Origin of the sequence: Micromonospora sp. NBC_01796 (assembly GCF_035917455.1) — a bacterium.
Lineage (GTDB): Bacteria > Actinomycetota > Actinomycetes > Mycobacteriales > Micromonosporaceae > Micromonospora_G.
The window spans coordinates 1482877-1508860 of sequence record NZ_CP109078.1 but is presented as its reverse complement, the minus strand read 5'-3'; the positions used below and the strand labels follow the sequence as shown (position 1 = coordinate 1508860).

The 25984-nt window shown below is 71.8% G+C and carries 26 protein-coding genes, 1 tRNA gene and 1 pseudogene; 13 read left to right on the top strand and 15 right to left on the bottom strand.

The window, feature by feature from the left end; genetic code table 11:
- Window positions 1-10: 10 nt before the first annotated feature.
- Complete coding sequence (locus OIE47_RS06980) at window positions 11-580, bottom strand: hypothetical protein (RefSeq protein WP_326560677.1); 570 nt, start codon at window positions 578-580, stop codon at window positions 11-13.
- 305 nt (window positions 581-885) lie between these two features.
- Here OIE47_RS06980 and OIE47_RS06975 point away from each other — a divergent pair, with 305 nt between their 5' ends.
- The 5 genes from OIE47_RS06975 (at window position 886) to rdgB (ending at window position 5480) form a co-directional block, all read left to right on the top strand.
- Entirely contained in the window at window positions 886-1632 is a 747-nt protein-coding gene (locus tag OIE47_RS06975; protein WP_326560676.1) for an MBL fold metallo-hydrolase, read from the top strand.
- Between the two features lie 101 nt (window positions 1633-1733).
- Window positions 1734-2879: a glycosyltransferase family 4 protein gene (locus OIE47_RS06970; protein WP_326560675.1), complete on the top strand. Its 1146-nt coding sequence runs from the start codon at window positions 1734-1736 to the stop codon at window positions 2877-2879.
- A 5-nt stretch (window positions 2880-2884) separates the two neighbouring features.
- The gene (locus OIE47_RS06965; protein ID WP_326563009.1) at window positions 2885-4012 is read left to right on the top strand and encodes a glycosyltransferase; all 1128 of its coding nucleotides are present in this window, start codon (window positions 2885-2887) and stop codon (window positions 4010-4012) included.
- A 104-nt stretch (window positions 4013-4116) separates the two neighbouring features.
- The gene (gene rph, locus OIE47_RS06960; RefSeq protein WP_326560674.1) at window positions 4117-4845 is read left to right on the top strand and encodes a ribonuclease PH; all 729 of its coding nucleotides are present in this window, start codon (window positions 4117-4119) and stop codon (window positions 4843-4845) included.
- Between the two features lie 20 nt (window positions 4846-4865).
- Window positions 4866-5480, top strand: coding sequence for an RdgB/HAM1 family non-canonical purine NTP pyrophosphatase (gene rdgB, locus OIE47_RS06955; protein WP_326560673.1), 615 nt, complete (start codon window positions 4866-4868; stop codon window positions 5478-5480).
- Between the two features lie 80 nt (window positions 5481-5560).
- Here rdgB and hutH read toward each other — a convergent pair whose 3' ends face one another.
- The 6 genes and pseudogenes from hutH to OIE47_RS06925 all read right to left on the bottom strand — a co-directional run bounded on the left by hutH (window position 5561) and on the right by OIE47_RS06925 (window position 13469).
- A complete protein-coding gene (hutH, locus tag OIE47_RS06950) occupies window positions 5561-7102 on the bottom strand; it encodes a histidine ammonia-lyase (RefSeq protein WP_326560672.1) in 1542 nt (513 codons plus the stop codon).
- Window positions 7093-8280 (bottom strand): imidazolonepropionase, encoded by a 1188-nt coding sequence (hutI, locus tag OIE47_RS06945; protein WP_326560671.1) that lies wholly within the window; start codon window positions 8278-8280, stop codon window positions 7093-7095. The genes hutH and hutI overlap by 10 nt, the downstream gene beginning before the upstream one ends.
- The gene (locus OIE47_RS06940; RefSeq protein WP_326560670.1) at window positions 8277-9599 is read right to left on the bottom strand and encodes a formimidoylglutamate deiminase; all 1323 of its coding nucleotides are present in this window, start codon (window positions 9597-9599) and stop codon (window positions 8277-8279) included. The genes hutI and OIE47_RS06940 overlap by 4 nt, the downstream gene beginning before the upstream one ends.
- Before the next feature lie 74 nt (window positions 9600-9673).
- Window positions 9674-10888: pseudogene (locus OIE47_RS06935) on the bottom strand (allantoate amidohydrolase); the annotation flags it as partial.
- A 13-nt stretch (window positions 10889-10901) separates the two neighbouring features.
- A complete protein-coding gene (gene hutU, locus OIE47_RS06930) occupies window positions 10902-12551 on the bottom strand; it encodes a urocanate hydratase (RefSeq protein WP_326560669.1) in 1650 nt (549 codons plus the stop codon).
- A gap of 36 nt (window positions 12552-12587) precedes the next feature.
- The gene (locus OIE47_RS06925; RefSeq protein WP_326560668.1) at window positions 12588-13469 is read right to left on the bottom strand and encodes a MurR/RpiR family transcriptional regulator; all 882 of its coding nucleotides are present in this window, start codon (window positions 13467-13469) and stop codon (window positions 12588-12590) included.
- A 191-nt stretch (window positions 13470-13660) separates the two neighbouring features.
- On the opposite strand from OIE47_RS06925, the gene OIE47_RS06920 reads away from it, so the two are divergent.
- The 4 genes from OIE47_RS06920 to OIE47_RS06905 all read left to right on the top strand — a co-directional run bounded on the left by OIE47_RS06920 (window position 13661) and on the right by OIE47_RS06905 (window position 17192).
- Window positions 13661-14443, top strand: a complete 783-nt coding sequence (locus tag OIE47_RS06920; RefSeq protein ID WP_326560667.1) for a class I SAM-dependent methyltransferase — start codon at window positions 13661-13663, stop codon at window positions 14441-14443.
- Between the two features lie 44 nt (window positions 14444-14487).
- A complete protein-coding gene (locus tag OIE47_RS06915) occupies window positions 14488-15333 on the top strand; it encodes an MOSC domain-containing protein (protein WP_326560666.1) in 846 nt (281 codons plus the stop codon).
- A 151-nt stretch (window positions 15334-15484) separates the two neighbouring features.
- Window positions 15485-16372: an expansin EXLX1 family cellulose-binding protein gene (locus tag OIE47_RS06910; protein ID WP_326560665.1), complete on the top strand. Its 888-nt coding sequence runs from the start codon at window positions 15485-15487 to the stop codon at window positions 16370-16372.
- Window positions 16373-16529: 157 nt separating this feature from the next.
- On the top strand, window positions 16530-17192 hold the full coding sequence (locus OIE47_RS06905; protein WP_326560664.1) for a class I SAM-dependent methyltransferase: 663 nt from the start codon (window positions 16530-16532) through the stop codon (window positions 17190-17192).
- Window positions 17193-17274: 82 nt separating this feature from the next.
- Here OIE47_RS06905 and OIE47_RS06900 read toward each other — a convergent pair whose 3' ends face one another.
- On the bottom strand, window positions 17275-18522 hold the full coding sequence (locus OIE47_RS06900) for a serine hydrolase domain-containing protein (RefSeq protein WP_326560663.1): 1248 nt from the start codon (window positions 18520-18522) through the stop codon (window positions 17275-17277).
- A 153-nt stretch (window positions 18523-18675) separates the two neighbouring features.
- On the opposite strand from OIE47_RS06900, the gene OIE47_RS06895 reads away from it, so the two are divergent.
- Entirely contained in the window at window positions 18676-19857 is a 1182-nt protein-coding gene (locus tag OIE47_RS06895) for a low temperature requirement protein A (RefSeq protein ID WP_326560662.1), read from the top strand.
- A gap of 44 nt (window positions 19858-19901) precedes the next feature.
- On the opposite strand, the gene OIE47_RS06890 is transcribed toward OIE47_RS06895, so the two are convergent.
- Window positions 19902-20537 carry a flavin reductase family protein gene (locus OIE47_RS06890; protein ID WP_326560661.1) on the bottom strand — a complete coding sequence of 212 codons (636 nt, stop codon included), beginning with the start codon at window positions 20535-20537 and terminating at the stop codon, window positions 19902-19904.
- Between the two features lie 120 nt (window positions 20538-20657).
- Window positions 20658-21179 (bottom strand): GNAT family N-acetyltransferase, encoded by a 522-nt coding sequence (locus tag OIE47_RS06885; RefSeq protein WP_326560660.1) that lies wholly within the window; start codon window positions 21177-21179, stop codon window positions 20658-20660.
- Window positions 21180-21341: 162 nt separating this feature from the next.
- Between OIE47_RS06885 and OIE47_RS06880 the strand changes: the two genes are divergently transcribed.
- Both OIE47_RS06880 and OIE47_RS06875 read left to right on the top strand, forming a co-directional pair.
- A complete protein-coding gene (locus OIE47_RS06880; RefSeq protein ID WP_326560659.1) occupies window positions 21342-22337 on the top strand; it encodes an aldo/keto reductase in 996 nt (331 codons plus the stop codon).
- 10 nt (window positions 22338-22347) lie between these two features.
- The gene (locus tag OIE47_RS06875; RefSeq protein WP_326560658.1) at window positions 22348-22935 is read left to right on the top strand and encodes a TetR family transcriptional regulator; all 588 of its coding nucleotides are present in this window, start codon (window positions 22348-22350) and stop codon (window positions 22933-22935) included.
- Window positions 22936-22976: 41 nt separating this feature from the next.
- Here OIE47_RS06875 and OIE47_RS06870 read toward each other — a convergent pair whose 3' ends face one another.
- From OIE47_RS06870 to OIE47_RS06860, 3 genes are read right to left on the bottom strand one after another with little or no spacing between them, the layout of a single operon-like run.
- Window positions 22977-23204 (bottom strand): hypothetical protein, encoded by a 228-nt coding sequence (locus tag OIE47_RS06870; RefSeq protein ID WP_326560657.1) that lies wholly within the window; start codon window positions 23202-23204, stop codon window positions 22977-22979.
- Window positions 23201-23407 (bottom strand): hypothetical protein, encoded by a 207-nt coding sequence (locus OIE47_RS06865; RefSeq protein WP_326560656.1) that lies wholly within the window; start codon window positions 23405-23407, stop codon window positions 23201-23203. Before OIE47_RS06865 ends, OIE47_RS06870 begins: the two co-directional genes overlap by 4 nt.
- Window positions 23408-23412: 5 nt before the next feature.
- Window positions 23413-23685: a hypothetical protein gene (locus tag OIE47_RS06860; protein WP_326560655.1), complete on the bottom strand. Its 273-nt coding sequence runs from the start codon at window positions 23683-23685 to the stop codon at window positions 23413-23415.
- Between the two features lie 638 nt (window positions 23686-24323).
- Between OIE47_RS06860 and OIE47_RS06855 the strand changes: the two genes are divergently transcribed.
- Window positions 24324-25076: a GntR family transcriptional regulator gene (locus OIE47_RS06855; RefSeq protein ID WP_326560654.1), complete on the top strand. Its 753-nt coding sequence runs from the start codon at window positions 24324-24326 to the stop codon at window positions 25074-25076.
- A gap of 122 nt (window positions 25077-25198) precedes the next feature.
- Here the strand turns inward: OIE47_RS06855 and OIE47_RS06850 are convergent.
- A tRNA-Leu gene (locus tag OIE47_RS06850) sits at window positions 25199-25282 on the bottom strand.
- A 91-nt stretch (window positions 25283-25373) separates the two neighbouring features.
- Window positions 25374-25847, bottom strand: a complete 474-nt coding sequence (gene bcp, locus OIE47_RS06845; protein ID WP_326560653.1) for a thioredoxin-dependent thiol peroxidase — start codon at window positions 25845-25847, stop codon at window positions 25374-25376.
- Window positions 25848-25984: the final 137 nt, after the last annotated feature.

Below are 25984 nucleotides of genomic sequence, written 5' to 3'. Positions count from 1 at the left end.
TCGCCGCGGTTCACAACGCGGCGAGGGTCAGCGCCAGGTTGACCGCGAGCGGCAGCGTGGCCAGACTCAGCATGATCCAGGGCAGTCGAGGGTGCCGGACGGAGAGGAACGCGACCATGGTCAGCGCGACGCCGCCCAGGCCGACGGCGGCCATCGTCGGCTCGTACCAGTCCGGCGCCGTCCCCGCGACGATCGCGACCAGTCCGCGCAGCCCGGTGGCGAGCCCGATCAGACCCAACGCGGTGGCCCAGCCGCACACGCCGAGGATCTGCCGGCTGGTGCCGCGCGGACCCGCCCGCCGGGTGCAGATCGGGTGGTCCGCGGTGGGCGCCGCCCAGGGCACCAGGGGCGGCTGCGGTGCCATGGTGGCGCCGTCGTCCGGTCCGGCGTACGCCGGGCGTACCCGCGCCGCGGCCCGCGCGACCGTCGGGGCGACGGCGTACGCGGTCTCCGACGCGTGGGTGGCCACCGGATGACCGGTGGGCGCCGCCGGCCGGATCGTGCCGGTCGCCACCAGCGGTACGGTGCCGAGAGCGACCGCCGGCATGGCCGTCTCCCGCTGCGGGGCGCCAGTCGTCATCTCAGCCTCGGTGGGCACGGTGCACCGTCCTGGTCCAGATCATCGCCCGCCACCGTCGGCGGGACTTGTCACCTGATGCAACGCTCAGGCGTGACGGGGCGTAACGGCGAGGTACGGGAAGTCGTTCGGCCCAAGTGGGAGGCGGAGGTTGGGGCGGTGTCACCTTGGCGACAACAAGCACCAGTTTTTTCTTGCCTCCCGGTGTCGAAGCGTAGGCTGCGCACCGTGACCGAGGCGCCGGCAAAGATCGTCTACTCATTGGTCGGCGGGCTGTCCGTGACCATCGGTAACTTCAGGACGACCGGATGCGACTGACTGTTCTGGGCTGTGCCGGGAGCTTCCCCGGTCCCGAGGCGGCCTGCTCGGCCTACCTGATCGAGGCCGACGGATTCCGCCTGCTGGTCGACTTCGGCTCCGGATCACTCACCGCCCTGCAGCGCTACGCCGGGCTGCACGCGGTCGACGCGATCCTCCTCACCCACCTGCACTGCGACCACATCCTCGACGCGGTCACCTACGTCGTCGTGCGCCGGTACGCCCCCGACGGGCCGTACCCGCCGCTGCCGGTGTACGCACCGGCCGGGGCGCCGGACCGGCTCGCCAGCGCGTACAGCCAGGAGGAGACCGGCGTCGACGACGTCTACACCTTCTACGGCCTGCAGCCGGGCAGCTTCCCGATCGGCCCGTTCACGGTCACCGTCGACCGGGTCAACCACCCGGTCGAGACCTACGGCGTACGCCTGGAGCACAACGGGCGGTCGCTCGCGTACTCCTCCGACACCGCCCCCTGCGAGGCGCTGCTCCGGTTGGCCCAGGGTGCCGACCTCTTCCTCTGCGAGGCGAGCTACCTCGACGGCGTGGACAACCCCCCGGACCTGCACCTGACCGGGCGCGAGGCCGGGGAGATCGCCACCAAGTCCGAGGTCGGCCGGCTGGTGCTGACCCACCTGGTCAGTGCCTGGGGAAGCGAGGCGCTGACCCACGAGGCCGCCGCGTCGGCCTTCGCCGGCCCGGTGGAAATCGCCCGACCGGGTGCCCGCTACGACATCTGACGACGGGTCGGACATCGACGGCGACATCTTGTGCGGCACTGTTTGCCAGCCGGTCAGCTAGCCGTCGCCCGCCGCACCAGCACGGGTTCCACGGTGAGCGCATGCGCATCGCGATCGTCACGGAGTCCTTCCCGCCGGATGTCAACGGTGTGGCGCACTCCGTCGTCCGCGTCGCCGAGCACCTGGTCCACCGGGGGCACACCCCGATCGTGATCGCGCCGGCGCCGTCGTCAGCCACCCGTGGTGTTCCCGGCGACCACCCGTACCCGGTGATCCGGGTGCCGAGCGTGGCCGTGCCCCGCTACCGCAGCTTCCGGCTCGGGCTGCCGTCCGCCCGGCTCGCCGACGCGCTGAACCAGCACGCCCCCGACGTCGTCCACCTGGCCAGCCCGTTCGTGCTCGGTGCCCGGGGCATGGCGGTGGCCGGTCAACTCGACCTGCCGACCCTGGCGGTCTACCAGACCGACCTCGCCGCGTACGCCCGGCACTACCGGCTCGGCTGGGGCGAGGCCGCCGCCTGGCGCTGGCTGCGCAACATCCACAACGCCGCCGACCGTACCCTCGCCCCGTCCACCCGGTCCGCCGCCGACCTGGTCACGCACGGCGTACAGCGGGTGTGGTTGTGGCGCCGGGGTGTCGACAGCGTCCGGTTCGACCCGGCGCTGCGCAGCGAAGAGGTACGCGCGACCCTCGCCCCGAACGGCGAACTCCTGGTCGGCTACGTCGGCCGGCTGGCGGTGGAGAAGCGGGTGGAACTGCTCGCGGCCACCTCCCGGCTGCCCGGCGTACGGCTGGTCATCGTCGGGGACGGGCCGGCGCGGCGGGACCTGGAACGGGCCCTGCCCGACGCGCTCTTCCTCGGTTCCCGGCAGGGGTCGGAACTCGCCCGGCTCTACGCCAGCCTGGACGTCTTCGTGCACAGCGGCCCGTACGAGACGTTCGGGCAGACCGTCCAGGAGGCGCTGGCCAGCGGCCTGCCCGTGGTCGCACCGGCCGCCGGTGGGCCACTGGACCTGATCGAGTCCGGGGTGACCGGAACCCTGGTGCCGCCGGAGGACGGGGCCGCGCTCGCCGACGCGGTCGCCGAACTGGCCGGTGACAGCGAGCGCCGCCGGGCGTACGGTCTCGCGGCCCGGACCTGGGTGGCCAGCCGGACCTGGGCGGCCGTCGGTGACGAGCTGATCGGGCACTACCGGGCGGTGCTGACCGGTGCCGGAGCCACCGCCCCCCGCCGGATCGCCGCGTGACGGCGCTGCGCATCGTCCGGCTGGCGAACTTCGTCACCCCCCGCTCCGGCGGGCTGCGCACCGCGCTGCGCTGCCTCGGCGCCGGGTACCGGGCGGCCGGACACGAACCCGTACTGGTTGTTCCCGGTGAGCGCGCCGGTGACGAGATGGTGGGCTCGGACCGGGTCATCACCCTGCCCGGACCGGTGCTGCCCGGCACCGGCGGCTACCGGGTCCTTGCCGGCCGCCGCCGGTTGCGCCGGCTGCTGGAGGAACTGGAACCGGACCGGCTGGAGGTCTCGGACCGGTCGACCCTGCGGTGGACCGGCGCCTGGGCGAAGGCTCACGGGGTGCCGTCGCTGATGGTGTCGCACGAGAGCCTGACCGGGCTGCTCGGCGTCTGGGGTGCCCCGGCACCGATCGGGCAGCGGGTGGCCGACCGGCTCAACGGGCGCAGCGCGGCCACGTACGACCGGGTGGTCTGCACCACCGACTGGGCCGCGGCGGAGTTCCGCCGGATCGGCGCGCCGAACCTGAGCCAGGTACCGCTCGGCGTCGACCTGGAGGGGTTCCACCCGGACCGGCACAACCCGGCCGTACGCGCCGAGTACGCCCCCGACGGCGAGGTGCTGCTGGTCCACTGCAGCCGCCTGTCGCCGGAGAAGCGCCCCGACCTGGCGATCGACGCGCTGGCGGCACTCCGGGCCAACGGTGTTCCGGCGACCCTGGTGGTGGTCGGTGACGGGCCCCGCCGGACCGCGCTCGGCCACCGGGCCGCCGGGCTGCCGGTGCACTTCACCGGTTTCCTGCCCGACCGGGACCGGGTCGCGGGCCTGCTGGCCAGCGCGGACGTGGTGGTCGCGCCGGGGCCGGTGGAGACGTTCGGGCTCGCCGGTCTGGAGGCGCTCGCCTGCGGTACGCCGGTCGTGGTGAACGCCGCCAGCGCGTTGCCGGAGGTGGTGGGGGAGGCCGGCAGGGGCGCGGACGGCACCGGTGACGCCTTCGCCGAGGCGATCGTGTCCGTGCTGGCCACGCCGGAGCCGGAACGCCGGGCCACCGCCCGCGCCCGAGCCGAGCGGTTCGGCTGGGCCGCCTCGGTCGAGGGCTTCCTCCGTGCCCACGACGCCCCGGTCGCGGTGTCCGTCCCCGCCTGACCCGCGCCGCCGTCCCGGCTCCGGCCGCCGGGTTCCGGGGTCTGTTCCGGCGCGACGGGGTGCCCCAGGGCGGCGGGCTGCGGTGTAACACATAGGCTGCCCCCATGGCACGACCTGATGGGCGGCAGCCCGATGAACTCCGGCCGGTGACACTGACCCGGCAGTGGAGCGTGCACCCGGAAGGGTCCGTGCTCGTCGAGTTCGGCCAGACCCGGGTGCTCTGTACGGCGAGCGTCACCGAGGGGGTGCCCCGGTGGCGCAAGGGATCCGGCCTCGGCTGGGTCACCGCCGAGTACTCGATGCTGCCCCGGGCCACCACCACCCGCTCCGACCGGGAGAGCGTCAAGGGCCGGATCGGCGGCCGGACGCAGGAGATCTCCCGGCTGATCGGTCGCAGCCTGCGGGCCTGCATCGACCTGAAGGCGCTGGGCGAGAACTCGATCGTGCTCGACTGTGACGTACTGCAGGCCGACGGGGGGACCCGTACCGCCTCGGTGACGGGCGCGTACGTCGCCCTGCACGACGCGGTCGGCTGGCTCGCCGCCCGCAAGGCACTGGCCGGTAAGCCGGCCTCGGTGATGCACCGCTCGGTCGCCGCGGTCAGCGTCGGCATCGTCGACGGTGAGCCCCGGCTCGACCTGAACTACCTGGAGGACGTGGCCGCCGAGGTGGACATGAACATCGTCTGCACCGGTGCCGGGGACTTCGTCGAGGTGCAGGGGACCGGTGAGGCCAACGTCTTCGCCCGGGACCAGCTCGACGCCCTGCTCGACCTCGGGGTGCTCGGCTGCGCGGAGCTGGCCGACGCCCAACGCAAGGCCCTGGCCGGCTGAGAGTGGAACGAGGAGAGCAGATGACCCGGGTGCTGCTGGCGACCCGCAACACGAAGAAGCTGGTCGAACTGCAGCGCATCCTGGACGGGGCGCTCGGTCCACAACGGATCGAGCTGGTCGGCCTGGCCGACCTGCCCGCGTACCAGGAGGTGCCGGAGACCGGGCTCACGTTCGGCGAGAACGCCCTGCTGAAGGCGCGCGAGGGGGTCAAGCACACCGGTCTGCCGACGGTGGCCGACGACTCCGGCCTGACCGTGGACGCCCTCAACGGGATGCCGGGTGTGTTCAGCGCCCGCTGGTCCGGCCGGCACGGCGACGACCGGGCCAACCTGGAGCTGCTGCTGGGGCAGACCGGTGACGTACCGGACGAGCACCGGGGCGCCGCCTTCGTCTGCGCGGTGGCCCTGGTGCTGCCGGGCGGCAAGGAACACCTGGTCGACGGCAGGCAGACCGGTCGGCTGCTGCGCGCTCCGCGCGGCGAGGGCGGCTTCGGGTACGACCCGGTGTTCCTCGGCGACGGCCAGGAGCGTACGAACGCCGAACTCTCCCCGACGGAGAAGGACGCGGTCAGCCACCGGGGCAAGGCGCTGCGCGCCTTGGCGAAGGTCATCGCCAAGGTGCTGCTACCCGGCTGATCCCACCCGCATCGACAGGTGCCCCTTCCTTCGCGGATCGCGACGGGAAGGGGCACTTTCGTGTGCCGGCAGGCCGATGGTCAGGCCAGGGGGCCGATCGCGGACTCGATCGCGGTGCGCAGGTCCGGGCCGGAAACCACCGCGCGGGCGGCCTCCAGGGCCGGGGCGAGGAAGATGTCCGGGCCGGGTTCCCCGGCGAACCGGGCCACCGCGTTCACCGCGGCCCGACCGGCCGGTGACGGGGTCAGCGGGGCGCGCAGTTGCAGTCCGCGTACGCCGGCCAGCAGTTCCACCGCGAGCAGGCTGGTCAGGTTGTCCAGCACCGTACGGAGTTTGCGGGTGGCCGCCCAACCCATCGAGACGTGGTCCTCCTGCATCCCGCTGGTGGGCAGGGAGTCCACCGAGGCCGGGGCGGCCAGCCGGCGGTTCTCCGCCACGATCCCGGCCGCGGTGTACTGGGCGATCATCAGCCCGGAGTTGACCCCGGCGTCCGGGGTGAGGAACGCCGGCAGGTCCCGGTTGCGGGTGATGTCGAGCAGCCGGTCGACCCGGCGTTCCGAGATCGCGCCCACCTCGGCGGCGGCGATGGCGAGGAAGTCGGCGGCGAAGCCGAGCGGGGCGCCGTGGAAGTTACCGGTTGACTCGACCCGACCGTCCGGCAGCACCACCGGGTTGTCGACGATGGAGAGGAGTTCCCGGCCGGCGACCGAGGTGACAAAACCGAGGGTGTCCCGGGCGGCCCCGGCCACCTGTGGGGCGCACCGCATCGAGTACGCGTCCTGGACCGCGTGCGCCAGGTCGTTGCGGTGCGAGTCCATGATGCCGGAGCTTTGGAGCAGCCGGTGGATGTTCGCCGCCGAGACGGCCTGCCCCGGATGCGGGCGGATGGCGTGCAACTCGGGCTGGAACGGCCGGTCGGTGCCGAGCATCGCCTCGATCGCCAGGGCGGCGGTGACGTCGGCCATCGCGAACAGGTGTTCCGCGTCGCCGATCGCGAGCAGCAGCATGCCGAGCATGCCGTCGGTGCCGTTGATCAGCGCCAGCCCCTCCTTGGCGGCCAGCTCGATCGGGGCCAACCCGGCCCGGTGCAGGGCCACCGAGGCGTCCTCGCGGGTGCCGTCGCCCTTGCCGAGGATCCATCCCTCGCCGAGCAGGGCCAGTGCGCAGTGCGCCAGCGGGGCCAGGTCACCGGAGGCGCCGAGCGAACCGTGTTCCGGCACCCACGGGGTGATGTCGTGGTTGAGCAGGTCGACCAGGGACTGCGCGACCAGGGGCCGGACCCCGGAGTGGCCGAGCGCGAGCGAGCGTACGCGCAGCAGCATCATCGCCCGGACCACCTCGCGGGGCATCGGGGCACCGATCCCGGCGGCGTGGGAACGGATCAGCGCGTGCTGCAGCTCCGCCCGGCGTTCGGGGGCGATGAAGGTGTTGGCGAGCGCGCCGAAGCCGGTGGAGACCCCGTAGACCGGGCGGCCGTCCTGTTCGATCCGGTCCACGATCGCCCGGCTGGTCTCCATCGCCGCGATCGTGGCGGGGTCGAGCACAACCGTGGCCGAGCCGCGGGCGACGGCGACGACGTCGGCGGGGGTGACGCCGGTGGGGGTGACGGTGACTACTGACATTGCGGTACTCCGTTGTGCAGGACCTGGCGGATCAGCGGTACCCCTGGCCGGTAGGCCAGGTGCAGATACGAGGGCGCGTCGAGGATGGTCAGGTCGGCCCGCGCGCCCCGGCGCAGCACGCCGACGTCGTCGCGGCGCAGCGCCCGTGCCCCGCCGGCGGTCGCGGCCCAGACCGCCTCCGCCGGGGTCATTCCCATTTCGCGTACGGCGAGAGCGATGCAGAACGGCACCGAGGAGGTGTACGACGAGCCGGGGTTGCAGTCCGTGGCGAGCGCGACCACGGCACCGGCGTCGAGCAGGCGCCGGGCGTCCGGGTAGACCGACCGGGTGGAGAACTCGGCACCGGGCAGCAGGGTGGCGACCGTCTCCGAACCGGCCAGCGCGTCGATGTCGGTGTCGGTCAGGTGGGTGCAGTGGTCCGCGCTGGCCGCCCCGAGTTCCACCGCGAGTTGCACTCCGGGACCGGGGCCGAGCTGGTTGGCATGCAGCCGTACGCCGAGACCGGCGGCCTGGCCGACGGTGAGGATCGCGCGGGCGTGGTCGGCGTCGAACGCGCCCCGTTCGCAGAAGACGTCGATCCACCGGGCGTACGGCAGGGCGGCGCGCAGCATCGGCCCGCAGACCAGGCTGACGTAGTCGTCGGGCCGGTTGGCGTACTCGGCCGGGACGACGTGGGCGCCGAGGAAGGTGGTCTCGGTGCTGAACTCACCGGCGATCCGCAGCGAGCGGGCCTCGTCGGCGACGCTGAGCCCGTACCCGCTCTTGATCTCGATCGTGGTGGTGCCCTGGCGCAGCGCCTCGATCCGCAGCCGGGAGACGTTGGCCCGCAGCGTGTCGTCGCTGGCGGCGCGGGTGGCGCCGACCGTGGTCCGGATCCCGCCGCCGGTGTACGGCTGGCCGGCCATCCGGGCCGCGAACTCGGGTGCCCGGTCACCGGCGAAGACCAGGTGTGAGTGGCTGTCCACGAATCCGGGGAGCACCGCCGCGCCGTCGGCGTCGATCCGCCCGTCGGCGGCCGGGGCGTACTTCGCCGGGCCGAGCCAGGCGATCCGGCCGTCCTCGACCAGCACCGCCGCCCGGCGCCGGATGCCGAGCGGGCCGCTCTCGCCGTAGGGCTCGTTGGTGACCAGCTCACCGATGTTGTCGACCAGCAGGCTCGGCCCCGGGTGGGCGCTCACCGCCACACCCGCCCGATCGACCGGTGAAGTTCCGCGGCCACGTCGATCGACACGTGCCGGCCGTCCCGGACCACCGCCCGACCGTCGACCAGTACGTCGGTGACGTCGGCGGCGGTGGCGGCGAAGAAGACCCCGGCGGGCGGCACCGCCGCCGTCCGTACGCTGTCCAGCCGGACCGTGACCAGGTCGGCCCGGCTCCCGACGGCGATCGTGCCGGCGTCGGACCAGCCCAGTGCGGCGTGCCCGGCGACGGTGGCGGCGTGGGTGAGCGCGGCCGGGGTGAAGTGCCCGCGCCGCTCGGTACGCAGCCGCTCGTCGTGTTCGACCGCCCGCGCCTCCTCGAACAGGTCGATCACGGCGTGGCTGTCCGAGCCGAGGCTCAGCGGGCTGTCGGCGTCGGCGAGGGCGCGGGCCGGTCCGATCCCGTCGGCCAGGTCCCGTTCCGTGGTGGGGCAGAGGCAGGCGCCGGTCCCGGTCTCGCCGAGCAGGGCCACCCCGTCCTCGGTCAGGTGGGTGGCGTGCACCGCGGTCGCGGTAGGCCCGAGTACGCCCATGTCGGCGAGGAGCTGGACCGGGGTGCAGCCGTGGGTGGCGAGGCAGGCGTCGTTCTCGGCCCGCTGCTCGGAGAGGTGGAAGTGCAGGGGGACGCCGCCGTTGCGGTAGGCGAAGGTGGACAGCGCGCCGAGCGGGACCGCCCGGACCGAGTGCAGCGCGGCACCGAGGCGCAGATGCGCCGCGGCCGGGAACTTGTCGTGCCGGTCCGACCAGGCGTCCACGTCCCGGTCGCCGAACCGGCGCTGGACCCCGTGCAGCGGCTCACCGTCCACGGTGGAGGTCAGGTAGAGCGTGTCCAGCAGGGTGAGCCGGACACCGGCCTGGGCGGCGGCCTCGACCAGCGCGGCACCCATCACGTTCGGGTCGGCGTACGGGGTGCCGTCGGGCTGGTGGTGCAGGTAGTGGAACTCGCCCACGCAGGTGATCCCGGCCAGCGCCATCTCGGCGTACGTGGCTCGGGCCAGGGCCAGGTAGGTGTCCGGGTCGAGTCGTCCGGCGACCTCGTACATCCGGTCCCGCCAGCTCCAGAACGTACCGCCGTCGGTCTGGGTGTGGCCGCGCAACGCCCGGTGGAACGCGTGCGAGTGGGCGTTGGCCAGCCCCGGCAGGGTGACCCCCGGCAGCCGCCGCACGCCTGGCGGCACCTGAACCCCGGCGGTCACCCCGCTGAACCTGCCGTCGGCGATCTCGATCAGCACGTCGGGGGTGGGTGACTCGTCGCCGGGCAGCCAGGCGTACTCGGCGTGGAACCGTTGTGTGCTCATGCGTCCTCCACCGGTTCGAAGTCGGTGCCGCCGCTGCTTCGGGCGCCGGTCGGTGCCGGTGCCGGTTCGCAGGCCAGGGCGGCCAGCACGTCGGCGAGCCGGGTCACCCCGGCCGCGCAGTCGTCGTCACCGGCGGTCTCGGCCGGCGAGTGCGACACCCCGGTCGGGTTGCGGACGAACAGCATCGCCGTGGGCAGGTGCGGTGCGAGCACCCCGGCGTCGTGCCCGGCGGCGGTCGGCAGCACCGGTACGCCGTCGTCCAGCACCCGCCGGAACAGGTCGATCAGACCACCGTCGAACTCGACCAGCGGGGTGACCGACTCGGCTGTCAGCCGTACGCCGGTCCCGTCCCGGACCGCCCGCTCGGCCGCCTTCTGCCCGACGGCCCCGACCAGGGCGTCGAGCGTGGCGACCTCGGCGGCGCGGGCGTCCAGCCAGCCACGGACCAGCGACGGGACCGCATTGGTGGCGTTCGGTTCGACCTCGACCCGGCCGACGGTGGCCTGGGCGCCGCACCGCCGGGCCTCCTTGTTCGCGGCGAGGACGGTGAAGGCGTACGTGAGCATCGGGTCGCGCCGGTCGCTCATCCTGGTCGTCCCGGCGTGGTTCGCCTCGCCGGTGAAGTCCATCCGCCAGCGCCCGTGCGGCCAGATTCCGCTGGCCATGCCGACCGGTGCGCCCAGGTCGACCAGGGCCCGGCCCTGTTCGATGTGCAGCTCCACGAAGGCGCCGATCCGGCCGAGCAGGTCCGGCCGGGCACCGGCCGGCCGGGCACCGAGCGCCTCGGCCAGGGTGGTCCCGTCCCGGTCGGTGAGCGCCGCCGCCCGTTCCACCGGCAGGTCGCCGGTGAGCAGCCGGGACCCGAGGCACGGTACGCCGAACCGGGCACCCTCCTCCTCGGCGAACGCGACCACCCCGATCGGCCGGTACGGCCTCCGCCCCTGCGCGCGCAGCCGGTCGAGGGCGAGGAAGGCGCTGACGATGCCGAGCGGCCCGTCGTAGCCGCCGCCGTGCGGTACCGAGTCGAAGTGGCTGCCGACCAGGACCGCGTCACCCTGTCCGGGGTCGCCGTACCAGGCGAACAGGTTGCCGTTGCCGTCCTGTTCGACCGGCAGGCCCCGGTGGGCGGCCTGCCGCCGGAACCAGTCCCGCAGCCACAGCTCGGCCTCGCCGAACGCGTACCGCAGGTAACCGCCGCTGACCGGGTCACGGCCGATCGGGGCGATCTCGTCCCACAGGGCCCGGAACGCCGCCACCCCGTCGGATCCCTCGGTCACCGTTGCTGACAACGCCTGCCCCTCCCTACGCCCGGTCCATCGGCACCGGCAGGCCGGTACGGGTGGCCACCTCGGCGGCGCTCGGGTAACCGGCGTCGACGTGCCGGAGCACCCCCATCGCCGGGTCGTTGGTGAGTACGCGTTCGATCTTCTGACCGGCGAGCGCGGTGCCGTCGGCAACGCAGACCTGCCCGGCGTGGATCGACCGGCCGATGCCCACCCCGCCACCGTGGTGGATGGACACCCATGATGCCCCGCTGGCGGTGTTGACCAGCGCATTCAGCAGCGGCCAGTCGGCGATCGCATCCGATCCGTCGGCCATCGCCTCGGTCTCCCGGTACGGCGAGGCGACCGACCCGGCGTCCAGGTGGTCCCGCCCGATCACCACCGGTGCGGAAAGCTCGCCGGAGGCGACCATCTCGTTGAACCGGACCCCGGCCCGGTCCCGCTCGCCGTAACCGAGCCAGCAGATCCGGGCCGGCAGCCCCTGGAACGCGACCCGTTCACCGGCGAGCCGGATCCACCGGGCCAGCGACTCGTTCTCCGGGAACAGTTCGAGTACGGCCCGGTCGGTGGCGGCGATGTCGGCCGGGTCACCGGAGAGTGCGGCCCAGCGGAACGGCCCCCGACCCTCGGTGAACAGCGGCCGGATGTACGCCGGCACAAAACCGGGGAAGTCGAAGGCGCGCTCGTACCCGGCGAGTTGGGCCTCGCCCCGGATCGAGTTGCCGTAGTCGAAAACCTCGGCACCGGCGTCGAGGAAGCCGACCATCGCCGCCACGTGTCGGGCCATCGAGGACCGTGCCCGGTCGGTGAACTCGGCCGGCTTGGCGGCGGCGTACTCGGCCGCGTCGGCGAGTTCGACACCCACCGGCAGGTAGGAGAGCGGGTCGTGGGCGCTGGTCTGGTCGGTGACGATGTCGATCTCGACCCCGCGTACCAGCAGCTCGGGGAAGACCACTGCGGCGTTGCCGACCACCCCGACCGACAGGGCCCTGCGTTCCCGCTTGGCCGCCAGCACCGCCTCGACCGCCTCGTCCAGGTTGTCGGCGACCCGGTCGAGGTAGCGGTCCTTGACCCGGCGGGCGAGCCGTTCCGGGTCGACGTCGACGATCAGGCAGGCACCGCCGTTCATGGTGACCGCGAGCGGCTGGGCGCCGCCCATCCCGCCGCAGCCGGCGGTGAGGGTGAGGGTGCCGGCGAGGGTGTTGTCGAACCGCTTGGCGGCGACCGCGGCGAAGGTCTCGTAGGTGCCCTGCAAAATGCCCTGGGTGCCGATGTAGATCCACGATCCGGCGGTCATCTGGCCATACATGGTCAAACCGAGGTGTTCCAGGCGGCGGAACTCGGGCCAGGTGGCCCAGTCACCGACCAGGTTCGAGTTGGCCAGCAGGACCCGGGGCGCCCACTCGTGCGTACGCAGCACCCCGACCGGACGCCCGGACTGGACCAGCATCGTCTCGTCGTCGCGCAGTTCGGTCAGGGTCCGGATCAGCGCGTGGTACGAGGGCCAGTCGCGGGCGGCGCGGCCGGTGCCGCCGTACACGACCAGGTCCTCGGGGCGCTCGGCCACCTCCGGGTCGAGGTTGTTCATCAACATCCGCATGGCCGCTTCCTGGGCCCAACCAACTGCGGTACGGGTACTGCCGCGCGCGGCACGAACGGGCTGGTACATCGGGGTCTCCTGGCGCAACGGTGGGGGAGTGCGGACTCAGGTGAGGAACACCTGGCGGCGGGCGGCGGACTGTTCGAACTCCTCCAACCGGCGCTGGGTGTGGCTGGGTGCGGCGTCGCAGATCGCCTGGAGCAGCACCATGGCCAGGGTCATCGGGGCGGTGTGCAGGTCGAACACGAGTTGGGCGCCGACGGCGGCGGGCAGGACGATGTCGGCGTACTCGGCGGCCGGGCTGACCGCCGAGTCGGTGATCACCACGATGGAGAGACCGGCGTGCCGCGCCTCGCGGAGCGCGTCGAGGGACTCGCGCGGGTAGCGCGGCAGCACGATGGCGAGCAGTGCGGTCGCGCCGGCCGTACGGGCCTGGTCGAGCCGGTCGGCGAGCAGGCTCCCCCCGGTGTCGAGTACGCGTACGTCCGGGTGCACCTTGGCGGCGAAGTACGCGAAGTACGCGGCGAGCGGGGCGGCGGCGCGCAGCCCGAGCACCGGCAGCGGGCGGCTGTTGGCGAGCAGTGCCCCGGCGGTGGTGACCTTGTCCGGGTCGGTGAGCTGTTCGGCGAGCCGGTGCAGGTTCTCCACCTCGGCGCTGACCGCCCGTTGCAGTTCGTTGCCGGCCGGTACGTCGGAGGCCGGGCGGCCCCGCTCGACGGCGGTGATCTGGCGCAGCCGGCGGCGCAGGGCGGGGTAGCCGTCGTAGCCGAGGGCGATCGCGAACCGGGTGACCGAGGGCTGGCTGACCTGGGCGAGTTCGGCGATCTCGGCCGCCGACAGGTACGCGGCCGAGGCGGCGTGCTGGACCAGGCTGTGCGCGATCCGCCGTTGCGTCGGGGTCAGCCGGATGCCGTGGAACAGGTCGAGGACCTGGTCCGTCGGGGGTGTCGCGACAGCACCGGGACCCGGCTCGGGTACAGCGACCATTACCGCATCTCGGACAAGTGAATCGTCATTCACGGGAGCACTCTATGCATGAAATCATTCACCTGGCAATGAGGCTCGGCCGAACAGAGATGGACGGGTATGTCCCAACGGGCCACCCGCAACGTGATACAACCAACATCGTGGATGGGACCAGACTCCGGCGCACCATCGCTCGTACTCCGCTCGCCCCCGTGGCGGCCTTTCCGAAACGGTTGCTCCGGGTGGCCCGGCACGACGCCCGGGTGCTCGGTGTCTCCGCCCGGTGGCTGCTCACCTCGCGCGAACACCACAACTACACGTACGACCTGACCCGACTCAGCCGCGACCACCTCGCCTGGTTCGTCAGCGTCATCACCGACACCCCGGTCAAGCAGATCCGGGACTACCTGGCCGAGATCGAATCCGACGCCGCGCTCCGGCAGCACATCGAGCGGACCACGGCCGCCTCGGCGCGCCGGGGACTGGCCGACCGGCACGTCCGCTACGCCCGCCGGATCGGCTGGTACGCGATCGTCCGCGCGACCCGACCGGCACACGTCGTCGAGACCGGGGTGGACAAGGGGCTCGGCACCTGCGTACTCGCCTCCGCCCTGCTGCGCAACGCCGCCGAGGGACATCCCGGCCGGGTCACCTCGCTGGACATCAACCCCGAGGCCGGTTACCTGGCCCGGGTCGAACCCTGGTCCGAGGTGGTCGACCTGGTTATCGGCGACTCGATCGCCTCGATCCGGGAGTTGGACCGGCCGGTCGACCTGTTCCTGCACGACAGCGACCACAGCGCCGGTCACGAGCGCAACGAGTTCGAGGCGGTCGAGCCGAAACTGGCGGCCGAGGCGATGCTGCTCACCGACAACGTCACGGTCACCAACGTGCTCGCCGAGCACGCCGAGCGCACCGGCCGCCGGTTCCTCGCCTACCGGGAGACACCGGCCCGGCACTGGTTCCCCGGCGACGGCATCGGAGTCGCCTGGTAGTCCGAGGCACCCGGCGGTCCCCGACGGCGTGCGATCCTGGCCGGATGCGAGTGGTCTCGATTCACACGTACCCGGTGAAGGGCTGCCGACGGATGGACCGCGACACGGCCCGGGTCGAGCCGTGGGGCCTGGACGGCGACCGGCGCTGGCTCGTCGTGGACGAACACGGGATCGGCCTCACCCAGCGCCAGCACCGGGAACTGGTGACGCTGCGGGCGGTGTCCCGGCCCGGTGGGCTGACCCTGTCCGCACCGGGGCTGGCCGCGCTCGACCTGGCCGAACCATCCGGCGGCGAGGCGATCGAGGTCCGGGTCTTCCGGGGTCGGCCGCCCTCGCCCGTACGCGCCGCCGGTGCCGAGGCCGACGACTGGCTCTACCGGCTGTTGGGACGCGCGGTCCGGCTGGTCTGGCTCGGTGATCCGGCCCGCAACCTCGTTCCCTGGTCGGTTTCGCCCGGTTCCGGGGCCGAGGTGAGCTTCGCCGACGGCACTCCGCTGCTGCTGGTCAACACCGCGTCACTGGACGCGTTCAACGACTGGCTGGCGGAGTCGGGCAGCGTCGAGGGGCCGCTGCCGCTGAGCAGGTTCCGTCCCAACCTGGTGATCAGCGGTGCCGCGCCCTGGGCCGAGGGGGAATGGGTCGGCCGGCGGATCCGGATCGGCGGGGCGATCTTCCACGGCGCCGCCGAGTGTGGCCGCTGCCTGGTCGCGACCATCGACCAGGAGACCGGGGAGCGGGGGCAGGAACCGCTACGGATGCTCGCCAGACGGCGGAACATCGGCCAGAAGCTCCTCTTCGGCCTCCAGATGACGGTGGAGGCCACTGCGGGCGGATCCTCCGGCGGGGACCGCACGGTCACCGTGGGCGACACCGTGGAGGTGCTCGGCTGACCGGTCGGGCGCGTCCGGCACGGGCTGTTGCGCGGGTGGGGGCGGTGCGGCAACATCGGACGCCGTGACTGCACCCGGCACGGCCTCAGAGAACGGCACCCCGGCCGACGACACCGGCACACGCCGGTCGAATCGACGGATCGGGCCCTGGTTGACCGGTGCAGGTGTCGCCGTACTCGCCGCCGTACTCGGCATCACCCTCGCCGTACGCTCCGGCGCCTCCCCGGCCTGCGCTGCGCCACCGACCGGCAGCACCGTCCACAAGGGAAAGGCCAGCTTCTACGACGCGGGCCGGTCCGGCGGCAACTGCTCCTTCCCGAGCGTCCCGGCCGACCGGCTCTACGTCGCACTCGGCCCGTCGGAGTACGCCAAGGCGGCGGCCTGCGGCGGCTACCTCGACGTGACCGGTCCGAAGGGCAAGGTCCGGGTGGTGGTCATGGACCAGTGCGCCGGTTGCGCACCCGGTCACATCGACCTCTCCGAGGAGGCGTTCGACCGGATCGGCGACCGGGCGCAGGGCGTGGTGCCGGTGACGTACCGGGCGGTGGTCGACCCACCGGTCAACGGAGGGCTCACCTTCCGGATGAAGGACGGCGCCTCCCAGTGGTGGTTCGCGGTGCAGGTGGGCAACCACGGCAACCCGCTCCGCTCGGTCGAGGCGAAGGGAACCACCGGCGGGTTCCGCGCGGCGGCCCGCCAGGACTACAACTACTGGATCATCGACGGTGGAATGGGCGCCGGGCCGTACAGCATCAGGGTCACCGACGTGTACGGGCACCAGACGACCGCCACCAACATCCGGATGGCCCCGGAGCAGCTCCAACGCAGCACGGTCTCGCTCTCCGGTGCTGGTACGCCGCCCAGCGCAGCCCGTACGCCCGGCTCCTCGCCCTCGGCCCCACCGGCCCCGACCGTGAGCGCCACCCCGACCGCGCCCACCCCGGCCTCGCCGTCACCCACCCCGGCGGCCCCGACCAGCCCGGCAGCAACCCTCGAAGCCCTAGCCGGCCCCGACCCTGCCAACGCCTCCCGCTGCTGACCCCGCCCCAACCCGTCGGTCATCCATGATCCCCGAGAGTTTGGCCGGCTATGGCGAGCCGAACTCTTCGCATCATGGATTTTCCGCGAAGTCGAGCGGTGGGCGCTCTGTCCCAGGGGTCTTCGGGGGGAGGGAGGGGGCCGATAGGTTTCGGGTCATGAGCGATCTGGCCTTCCTCGATCCGACCCGTTCCTCGTACGACTTCGTGGCCCAGGGGTATTCGGCCCGCTTCGCCGACGAGCTGGCTGGGCAGCCGGTGCTGCGGAGCCAGCTGACGCTCTTCGCCGAGCTGGCGTCCGGCCGGGCCGGTGAGGTGGCGTCCGGGCCGACCGCCGACGTGGGGTGCGGGCCGGGGCACGTGACGGCGTTCCTGCGCGAGCAGGGGCTCGACGTGTTCGGGGTCGACCTGTCGCCCGGCATGGTGGAACAGGCCCGGGCCAACTATCCGGAGCTGCGGTTCGAGGTCGGCTCGATGACCGGGCTCGACCACCCCGACCGGAGCCTGTCCGGCCTCAACGCCTGGTACTCGACCATCCACATCCCCGACCAGGAGTTGCCGGGCGTGCTGGCCGAGTTCCACCGGGTGCTGGTCCCGGGAGCACCGCTGATGCTGTTGTTCCAGATGGGCGACGCTCCGAAGCACTTCGCCGAGGCGTGGGGCTACGACGTCGACCTGGTCCTCTACTACCGTCGCCCGGAAGCCGTCACGGAGATGCTGACCGAGGCCGGATTCCAGGTTGTCCTCACGACGGTCTGGGAGCCGACCCAGGTGCAGCCCAGAAAGCAGGCGGCATTTCTGTTAGCCCGCAAATCGGACTGAACCTGACCCCACCCCGCCAGCGATCCAGGGCAGGCAGCGCCTGTTGACGACAACCTGCCCTGGATCGGCGGGAGGGACAGGACTAGGAGAGCCGGGTGGGCGGCAGGAGTCCCGGTGCCGGGGTGAGGGGCAAGGTCCGGGCCGTGGCGGTACGGGCGGCGTCGGTGCTCTGTGGACCGCAGAGGGCCGTGTCGAGGAACTGGAAGAGCGCCGCGCTGATCGGGTCTCCGGCGTACTGGTAGTGGCTGGCGTTCTGCGCCACGCTCACCTGTCGTCTGCCGTCGGGGGAGTGCAGCGAGAGCGTGGTGTAGCCGAACACCTGGCCGTCGTGCCCGTACGCGTCACCGCAGGCCAGCGGGAGCGACAACAGGCCGAGCCCGTAGCCCACCCCGGTCCCGGTCGGCAGGAAGCGCACCAGGTCGGCCTGTTGGGCGGGGCGCAGCAGTCGGCCGCCGAGCAGCGCGCGGTAGAAGGTGTCCAGGTCGGCGGTGGTCGAGATAAGCTCACCGGCCGTGTACCCCCAGGACATGTTGTAGACGGTGAAGTCCCGCAGCTCACCCTCGTACCAGGGCACGTAGCCCCGGCTGTGCGGGCCGGTGATGCGCGGGTCGGTGCCGGGGAAGTAGGTGTCGCGCAGGCCCAGGGGGCGCAGGATCCGGCGGCTGACCTCCTCGGCGGCGGGGCGACCGGTGACCTGCTCCACGATCAACCCGGCCAGGATGTAGTTGGTGTTCGAGTACGAGAAGGCCGCGCCGGGCGGGTTCGTCGCCGGCATGCCCAGCCCGACCCGGGCCAGCTCGCGGGGCCTGAACGTGGTGTTCCGGTGCTCCTCGACCAGCTCCGGTGTGGCGAACAGGACCTGGTCGTAGGTGCCGATCCCGCTGCGGTGGCCGAGCAGCATCCGTACGGTCACGGTGTCGTCCGGCATCAGGCCGGGCAGGTAGCGCCGGACCGGCGCGTCGAGCGAGATCCTGCCCTCACCGACGAGTTGCAGGACGGTGGCGGCGACGAAGGTCTTGGTGACGCTGCCGACCCGGTGACGGTAGTCGGGGCGTACCGGTCGGCCGGTGTTGATGTCCGCGATGCCGCTGGCGCCGCGCCAGGTGGCCCGGCCGTCGCGGACCTCGGCGAAGACACCGATCATGCCGGCGGTGTGGATCCCGGCGAGCGCCGTGTCGAGCGCCGCGACCGGCAGGCTGCCGGGCCCCGGACGTTCGGTGGGTGCGGGTCGGGCCGCCGCGGCGGGACCCGCCAGCCCGACGACCAGTACGGCCGAGGCCAGTGAGCCGAACCAGAACGAGAACAGCCTGCGTGGTGGTGGTTTGCGCATGTTTCCTCCCGGATGGACGATCCGGGACCGACCGTAGTAGCGCTTTGCAACTCTTATGGGCCGACTGCGTCGACTGTCCCGTTCGTGAGTCCGGCTGAGCTGGCGATCCGTTCATAACGTCACCCGCCCGGGGACGAAACGTGAGAATGAATCGTGAGCACCGGTGTGAGGTTGTTGCGCGGCCCCAACACCCCGATGCAGCCGGCGTTCCTGGAACTCTTCTACGACCTGGTGTACGTCTTCGCGCTCACCCAGATCACCCACCTGCTGGTGGAGGACCTGACCTGGCGCGGCGCGCTGAGAGCGTTCGTCCTGCTCCTGGCCCTGTGGTGGATCTGGGTCCTGACCGCGTGGTTGACCGACCAGTTCGACCCGCAACACCCGCTACTGCAGCTCTACGTCATCCTCGTGATGCTCGGCGTCCTGCTGATGGCGATCGTGCTGCCCCAGGCGTTCACCAGGTACGGGCTGCTCTTCGCCCTCACCTACGTGACGATCCACCTCACCCGGCACGTCTTCATCATCGTCGCCGAGTGGGGCACCCAGCTCGGGCAGCGGTCGACCCGGGCGGCCTTCTGGTTCACCGGCTCCGCCCTGCTCTGGATTCCGGGAGCGTTCGCCCACGGGTGGCTGCGCGCGGTGCTCTGGTTGGCGGCGCTGATCATCGACTACGTCTCGGCCGCCCTGCGGTGGCCCGCCCCGGGACTCGGGGAGGCACCCGGCTGGGAGATGACGATCCAGGAGAGCCACCTCGCCGAGCGGTACCGGCAGGTGCTCGTCATCGCGCTCGGGGAGATCATCCTGATCCTGGGGCTGACCTTCGCCGACGGGCAGAAGGGCCTGACGCTGCACCGTACGACGGTGCTGGTGTTCGCCTTCGCCAGCACCGCGTTGATGTGGCGGCTCTACATCTACCGTGCCGGGGAGCAGCTCGGTGCCGCCATCGCGGCTTCCACGCGTCCGCACCGGTTGAGCCAGTGGTCCTCGTACGCGCACATGGTGATGGTGGCCGGCATCCTCCTGACCGCCGTGGGTTTCACGGTCATCCTCGAACACCCGGACGGCGACCCCGAGCCGGGGTGGACCGCCGGCATCGCTGGTGGTCCGGCCCTTTTCCTGGCCGGACGTGCCGCGTTCGAATACGTGATCTTCGGTCGGGTGTCCCGGCCACGATGGGTCGCGATCCTCCTGCTGGCCGTCGTCGCGGGCACCGCGCTCTACCTCCCACCGGTGGCGACCGCCGCCGCCTCGACCCTCGTGCTGGCGGTGGTCGCCGTCTTCGACGCCCGTCGTGCCTACGGTCGTCCGCCGGAGCGACCCGCACCGGCCACCTGACCGTGGCGGCCTTCCGCGGCCGTGGGACCGGCCCCGCCCGCTGCTCAGCCAGGGGTACGGGCGAGCTGGTGCGGCATGTTCCAGCCGTCGGCCAGCCGGGACGGGTGTACGTTCCCGCCGCCGCCGAAGAACTCGCAGAACTTCATGATCAGCGGATCCCAGCCGATCGGGTCGACGTGGTGCGTACCGGGGATGACCAGGCTTTCCTCGACGTGGGCGCGGAGCACCTCAACCTGGAACGCGGTGCAGTCGGGGGTGGGGCCGAAGGGGTACGCCTCGATCACCCGGCATTCGAGCTGGATCGGACACTGGGCGACCCGAGGCGGCGCGACCAGCTCCGACGGCTGTTCGGTCAGCCCGGCCAGGGCGAACTTGTCCGGCTCGTACCGGTACCCCTGCTCGCGCTTGTGCTCGGGCACCACGGGTGTGCCGGTGGTGAGCGCGATCCGGTCGACCGCGTCGACCATCGACGACGACGGCAGGTTGAGTACGCACTCCCGCTCGCGGAGCAGGTTCGCCGTCGTCTGTCCGCTGTTGCCGAGGCCGAGCATGGCGGACCGGCCCAGCCACCAGGCCGACGACATCGGTGCCAGGTTGGTGCTGCCGTCGGGGTTACGGGAGCTGATCAACACCACGGGGGTGCCGAAGTAGAGCACCTTGAGCCCGGGGACAACGTGCATGGTCTGGCCTTTCGCGGAGTCGGTGGGACCTGGTCCACGCGTCGCCGCGCGGGCCATGAACCACTCTCCGCGCCCGTGCCGCCGGCTGCTGGCGGCGATCGGACCTGGCGTTCGGCCCGGTCAGACCAGTGGCAGCCACATCAGGATCTCGTCCCGGTCGTCGTCCGGGGCGAGTCGCAGCGCGCCGGGCAGCCGGCCGACCTCGCGGTATCCGCAGCGCTCGTAGAACCGTTCCAGGTTCAGCCCGCCCCGGACGGTCACCTGGAGCGCCTCCAGGCCCAGCTTGCGGCCGAGCCGTTCGGCCTCGCCCATCAGCGCCGCGCCGTAGCCGGTGCCCTGCCGGTCGGGGTGCACCATCACCCGCTTGAGTACGCGCCAGTGCTCCTTGAGCGCGAACCGGTTGGACGCGAAGATCAGGAAGGCGACCGGTTCGCCGGTGTCCGCGTACCCGACCAGCAGCCGGTCCAGCCCGCTGTCGATGCCGGCGAAGGCGTCCTGTGCCACGGGCAGGACCTGCTCCTCGGTGACCGGGGCGACAAAACCGACGGCACCTCCGGCGTTGGTCACCTCCGTCCAGAGCGTGACGAGCCGTTGCCGGAGCGCAGCGGTCAGCTCGGGATCGAGCACGAAGCGGAGGGTCACCGGGCCATCTTCGCCGGTTCGGTGCCGCGTACCCGGCCGGCGCTCGACCATGGTGACGACGGTAACAGTCGTAGTGGGCTGACAGAAGTTGAAATCTGTCAGCTGTCGACCCATACTTGAGTCCGAACCGAGTTGACCCCTGGACGAGGAGAAGAACCAATCATGGAAACCCGCAAACTCGGCAGCACCGGACCCACCGTCTCCGCGCTCGGCCTCGGCACCATGGGCATGTCCGACCTCTACGGCCCGGCCGACGAGACGGAGAGCATCAGCACCATTCACGCCGCCCTCGACGCCGGCATCTCCCTGCTCGACACCGGCGACTTCTACGGCATGGGCCACAACGAGATGCTGATCGGCCGGGCGCTGCACGAACGCGACCGTGACGACGTCAACATCAGCGTCAAGTTCGGCGGGCTGCGCGACCCCGACCTCGGCTGGCGGGGCATCGACGGTCGCCCCGAGGCGGTACGCAACTTCCTCGCGTACTCGCTGCGCCGGCTCGGCACCGACCACATCGACGTCTACCGGCTCACCCGGGTCGACCCGAACGTGCCGATCGAGGAGACCATCGGCGCCATCGCCGAGCAGGTCGAAAAGGGACACGTACGCCACATCGGCCTCTCCGAGGTCGGCGCCGACAGCATCCGGCGCGCCCACGCGGTGCACCCGATCAGCGACCTCCAGATCGAGTACTCGCTGATCTCACGGGGCATCGAGGCGGAGATCCTGCCGACCGTACGCGAACTCGGCATCGGCGTGACCGCGTACGGGGTCCTCGCCCGTGGCCTGCTGAGTGGCCGCTGGACCGCCGACCGGGAACTGACCCCCGGCGACTTCCGCAACACCGTGCCCCGGTTCAGCGGCGACAACCTGACGGCGAACCTGCGCCTGGTCGAGTCGCTGCGGGAGGTCGCGCAGGCCCGTGGAGCCACCGTCGCGCAGGTCGCCATCGCCTGGGTGCTCGCCCAGGGTACGGACATCGTGCCCCTGGTCGGCGCCCGTCAGCGGGACCGGCTGGCCGAGTCGCTCGGTGCGCTGGACCTGAAGCTGACCCCGGAAGACCTGGCCGCGATCGAGCGGGCCGTACCGGCCGGATCGGCCGCCGGGACCCGTTATGCCACCCCCTACATGACCCACCTCGACAGCGAGCGGTGAGATGGTGCCCATGGCCGACACCACTCTGACCTCCGGGCAGATCCTCGAAGCGGCGGAGGACGTCCTCCGCCGCTTCGGCCCCGCCAAGACGACCGTGGTCGACGTCGCCCGCGTCCTGGGCGTCAGCCACGGCAGCGTCTACCGGCATTTCGCCAGCAAGGCTGCGCTGCGCGAGGCGGTCGCCGAGCGCTGGCTCGACCGGGCGCACGCCCCGCTGCCCGCGCTGACCACCGCCGACCTGCCCGCACCGCAGCGGCTGCGCGCCTGGCTCACCACGCTCGCCGCCGAGAAGCGAGGCAAGGCGCTGGACGATCCGGAACTGTTCGCCACCTACATGGTGCTGGTCAACGAGAGTTCGGCGGTGGTGGAGGAACACGTCCAGGACCTGATCCGGCAACTCGCCCGGATCATCGGTGACGGGGTGGCCGACGGGGACTTCGACGTCTCCGACGTGGACCGTACGGCGCGGGCGGTGCTCCAGGCGACCGCCCGCTGGCACCACCCGGCACACGCTGCCGAGTGGGGCGAGCCGGGCATCGCCGACGCCCTGGAAGCCGTCTGCGACCTGCTCCTCGACGGACTGCGTCGCCGCGACTGACCATCGACGGGTATGCCGCCTCGTTCAGGCTCGCTCCAAGCTCACAGCAGGTGAATTCGCTCAATTCCGCCGTCCGGGTGCCGTACGGCGAGGCTCCCGCCGCCGTGCTCCACCAGCCCCAGCACCAGGTTGTGCACGACCAGCGCCCGGTTCATCGTGTCCGTCTTCGTGTCCCCGGTCCGTGCGCAGGCCGCGTCCAGGGCGTCAACCGCGCGCGGGCCGAGGTTGACCGTGACCTTCTTCAGCGCGGGTCGGTCCGGCTCGGTCACGGAGCCGCACCTGTCCTGCCCGGCGCCTCGCCGTACTTGACCTCGCCGCGCCTGACCTGGACCGCCCACGCGAGCTGCGCGCACCCGTCCGGGGTGCACTGCCGGCATGTTCCCGGCTGCCACGGGTGCGGACCCGGCTGGTGCTGACGCAACGTCAGGTCGACCGCCATCCGAATCGCCGCCGCGGTGAGGGGTTCGTCCATCCGGCTCATCCGGCAGACGCCTCCCGCACGATCGCGGTGACGCGTACGTAGTTGCCGAAGCACGGCAGGTGCCCGGTCCGATCCGGGTCGGTGCACGTCGACCAGTGGGCGGACACCCACACTTCCTGCTCGCCGTCGCGGGTACGCGGGTACGCGCGGTCGACGGCGACCACCCGGATGGTGGTCTCCTCCGACGCGAGGTGTCCCCTGACGTACCACTCGCCCGGCTGGAGGTGCAGAAGTGCGCCAGCGGGCACCCCGCCGGGTAGGCCGGTCACCACTCGCCCGGCGTCGCGACGAGCCCCCGCGCCCAGTCAAGGGCCGGACAGGTTCCGTCGTCCTTGCATTGCGCGCACGTACTGTCCCGGTGCTGCGCCACGATCCGGAGCGCGTCCCGGATCATCTGCGCGGCGTCGCTCATGACGCCCCCCACCAGGCCGCTTGCCGAGAGTTGAGCCGGCGCCGGGTCGCCGGATCCGACCGGTAGGCCCTTCCGACCCTCGCGGCCCCCTCCACCAGAGCCGGACGCGGATCCACCGAGCGGGCCGGCTCGACCCGTGCCGGTGCCGGACCGGGGTTCACCTGCTCGACCGGCTCAGGGTCGGGGTCCAGAAACCACTTCCGCCGGGTGCTGTTGATCGCTGCCATCGCCCACCTCCAGTAGGTGGGGCGCGAGCGACGCCACTACCGCCGCCGCGCCCCGGGGCGCCGGGCAAGCCACGGGAAGCTGGACCGGCGCCCGACCAGGGATCCCGCCACCGCCCACCTTGGTTGCTGGCCGGAGTCGGGCGGTGACGGGATCGGTTCAAAAGCTAGTCGACTAGGTAGGCTCTGGCAATAGACCACGCCAAACTTGGCGTACTAGCTTTAGTGGTCGAGCTGTGATCGACTGGTCGGGCTGACCGGAGGTATAGCCATGCCCAGAACCACACCCGCGTACCTACAGCTCGCCGCCATCCTGCGCACCCAAATCCTCACCGGCGAACTGCCGCCCGGCGCGAAGCTGCCCAGCGAAACCAAGCTCATGGCCGCCCACGACATCAGCCGCAGCGTCGCGAAGTGGGCCATCGCCACCCTCAAGGGCGAGGGCCTCGTCATTGGCCGGGCCGGGTCCGGCGTCTACGTACGCGATGGCAGCCGCCTCATCCGCTACGCCCACGGCCGCAACATGCGGGCCGCAGACGGGCCGACCTCCCCGTTCGCTCGAGACGCCGAGCAGGCTGAACGCACTCCAACATGGGATCACGACAGCCGGCACGACGTCGCCGACGACCTGATCGCCCAGCGGCTCGCCATCGAACCCGGCGCACCGGTGATGCGAACCTCGTACCGGTTCGCTGCCGACGGTGAGCCGATCCAACTCTCGACCTCGTGGGAGCCGCTGGCCATTACCGCGGGCACCCCGGTCGAGTGGCCGGAGGACGGTGCCGCGGTTGGTGTGGTGGCCCGGATGGACTCGATCGGGGTGCGGATCGACGACTTTGAGGAGCGGCTTACGGACCGCCCGGCACTGCCGGATGAAGCGGAGGCGCTGGACCTGGCCCCGTCCTCGGCGCCTGTCTGGGTCATTGTGCGGACGTACTACGCGGCCGGTGTGCCGGTGGAGACGGCCACGATCGTGCTGCCGCGCGGTCGCTACGAGCTGGTGTACCGGGTGCCCGTACTCTGACCGCCCCCACCACCGGCCGCCACACACCGGGTATCGCAAACGATCTTGCACTTGTGGTGGTTGGCAAATCGGGATGAGTGCCTTGATTCAGGCGCCACAAGTGCAAGATCGACGACGAACCCTGGTGCGGGAGGGGGGACTCGAACCCCCACGCCCGAAGGCACAGGAACCTAAATCCTGCGTGGCTGCCATTACACCACTCCCGCTGGCGGGTACGAGTCTAGAGCCTCGATGGCAGCCGCGCGCACGTACGTCCGGCGTACCGGGATCGGCCGACCGGACCGTCGCGCGGGAAGATCAGTCCAGGCCGAGGTCGCGGCGGAGCTTGGCCACGTGGCCGGTCGCCTTCACGTTGTAGAGGGCCCGCTCGATCAGCCCGTCGGCGTCGATCACGAAGGTGGAGCGGATCACGCCGGTGACCGTCTTGCCGTAGAGCTGCTTCTCGCCGTACGCGCCGTACGCGGTCAGCACCGCCTTGTCGGCGTCGGAGACGAGCGGGAACGTGATCGCGTCGCGCTCGCGGAACTTGGCCAGCTTGGCGGGCTGGTCGGGGGAGATGCCGACGACCTCGTACCCGGCGGCCTGGAGCGAGGCGAGCGAGTCGCGGAAGTCGCAGGCCTGCTTGGTGCAGCCCGGTGTCATCGCGGCCGGGTACGCGTAGAGCACGACCTTCCGACCGCGTAGCTCCTTGAGGGCAAGGGTCTTGCCGTCGTCGGTCGGGAGGGTGAATTCTGGCGCCGAATCGCCCGGCGCGAGGCGAGAACCCGTCATGGGGCGTGACATTACCCCCGCCAGCAGGCACGATCTTGATCGGTGTCAGTAGTTGTTGCAAGATGTTGGCAACAAGGGCACGTTGGCAAATACGCTGCGATCCCGCCGGCACGGACCTTCACGCCGCGGGTGGGGAG

What these genes read in the sequence shown, in the direction of transcription:
- OIE47_RS06980 (WP_326560677.1), bottom strand. Translation starts at nt 580, where the DNA reads ATGACGACTGGCGCCCCGCAGCGGGAGACGGCCATGCCGGCGGTCGCT.
- OIE47_RS06975 (WP_326560676.1), top strand. Translation starts at nt 886, where the DNA reads ATGCGACTGACTGTTCTGGGCTGTGCCGGGAGCTTCCCCGGTCCCGAG.
- OIE47_RS06970 (WP_326560675.1), top strand. Translation starts at nt 1,734, where the DNA reads ATGCGCATCGCGATCGTCACGGAGTCCTTCCCGCCGGATGTCAACGGT.
- rph (WP_326560674.1), top strand. Translation starts at nt 4,117, where the DNA reads ATGGCACGACCTGATGGGCGGCAGCCCGATGAACTCCGGCCGGTGACA.
- rdgB (WP_326560673.1), top strand. Translation starts at nt 4,866, where the DNA reads ATGACCCGGGTGCTGCTGGCGACCCGCAACACGAAGAAGCTGGTCGAA.
- hutH (WP_326560672.1), bottom strand. Translation starts at nt 7,102, where the DNA reads ATGTCAGTAGTCACCGTCACCCCCACCGGCGTCACCCCCGCCGACGTC.
- OIE47_RS06940 (WP_326560670.1), bottom strand. Translation starts at nt 9,599, where the DNA reads ATGAGCACACAACGGTTCCACGCCGAGTACGCCTGGCTGCCCGGCGAC.
- hutU (WP_326560669.1), bottom strand. Translation starts at nt 12,551, where the DNA reads ATGTACCAGCCCGTTCGTGCCGCGCGCGGCAGTACCCGTACCGCAGTT.
- OIE47_RS06925 (WP_326560668.1), bottom strand. Translation starts at nt 13,469, where the DNA reads ATGGTCGCTGTACCCGAGCCGGGTCCCGGTGCTGTCGCGACACCCCCG.
- OIE47_RS06915 (WP_326560666.1), top strand. Translation starts at nt 14,488, where the DNA reads ATGCGAGTGGTCTCGATTCACACGTACCCGGTGAAGGGCTGCCGACGG.
- OIE47_RS06905 (WP_326560664.1), top strand. Translation starts at nt 16,530, where the DNA reads ATGAGCGATCTGGCCTTCCTCGATCCGACCCGTTCCTCGTACGACTTC.
- OIE47_RS06900 (WP_326560663.1), bottom strand. Translation starts at nt 18,522, where the DNA reads ATGCGCAAACCACCACCACGCAGGCTGTTCTCGTTCTGGTTCGGCTCA.
- OIE47_RS06890 (WP_326560661.1), bottom strand. Translation starts at nt 20,537, where the DNA reads ATGCACGTTGTCCCCGGGCTCAAGGTGCTCTACTTCGGCACCCCCGTG.
- OIE47_RS06880 (WP_326560659.1), top strand. Translation starts at nt 21,342, where the DNA reads ATGGAAACCCGCAAACTCGGCAGCACCGGACCCACCGTCTCCGCGCTC.
- OIE47_RS06875 (WP_326560658.1), top strand. Translation starts at nt 22,348, where the DNA reads ATGGCCGACACCACTCTGACCTCCGGGCAGATCCTCGAAGCGGCGGAG.
- OIE47_RS06865 (WP_326560656.1), bottom strand. Translation starts at nt 23,407, where the DNA reads ATGGACGAACCCCTCACCGCGGCGGCGATTCGGATGGCGGTCGACCTG.
- OIE47_RS06855 (WP_326560654.1), top strand. Translation starts at nt 24,324, where the DNA reads ATGCCCAGAACCACACCCGCGTACCTACAGCTCGCCGCCATCCTGCGC.
- bcp (WP_326560653.1), bottom strand. Translation starts at nt 25,847, where the DNA reads ATGACGGGTTCTCGCCTCGCGCCGGGCGATTCGGCGCCAGAATTCACC.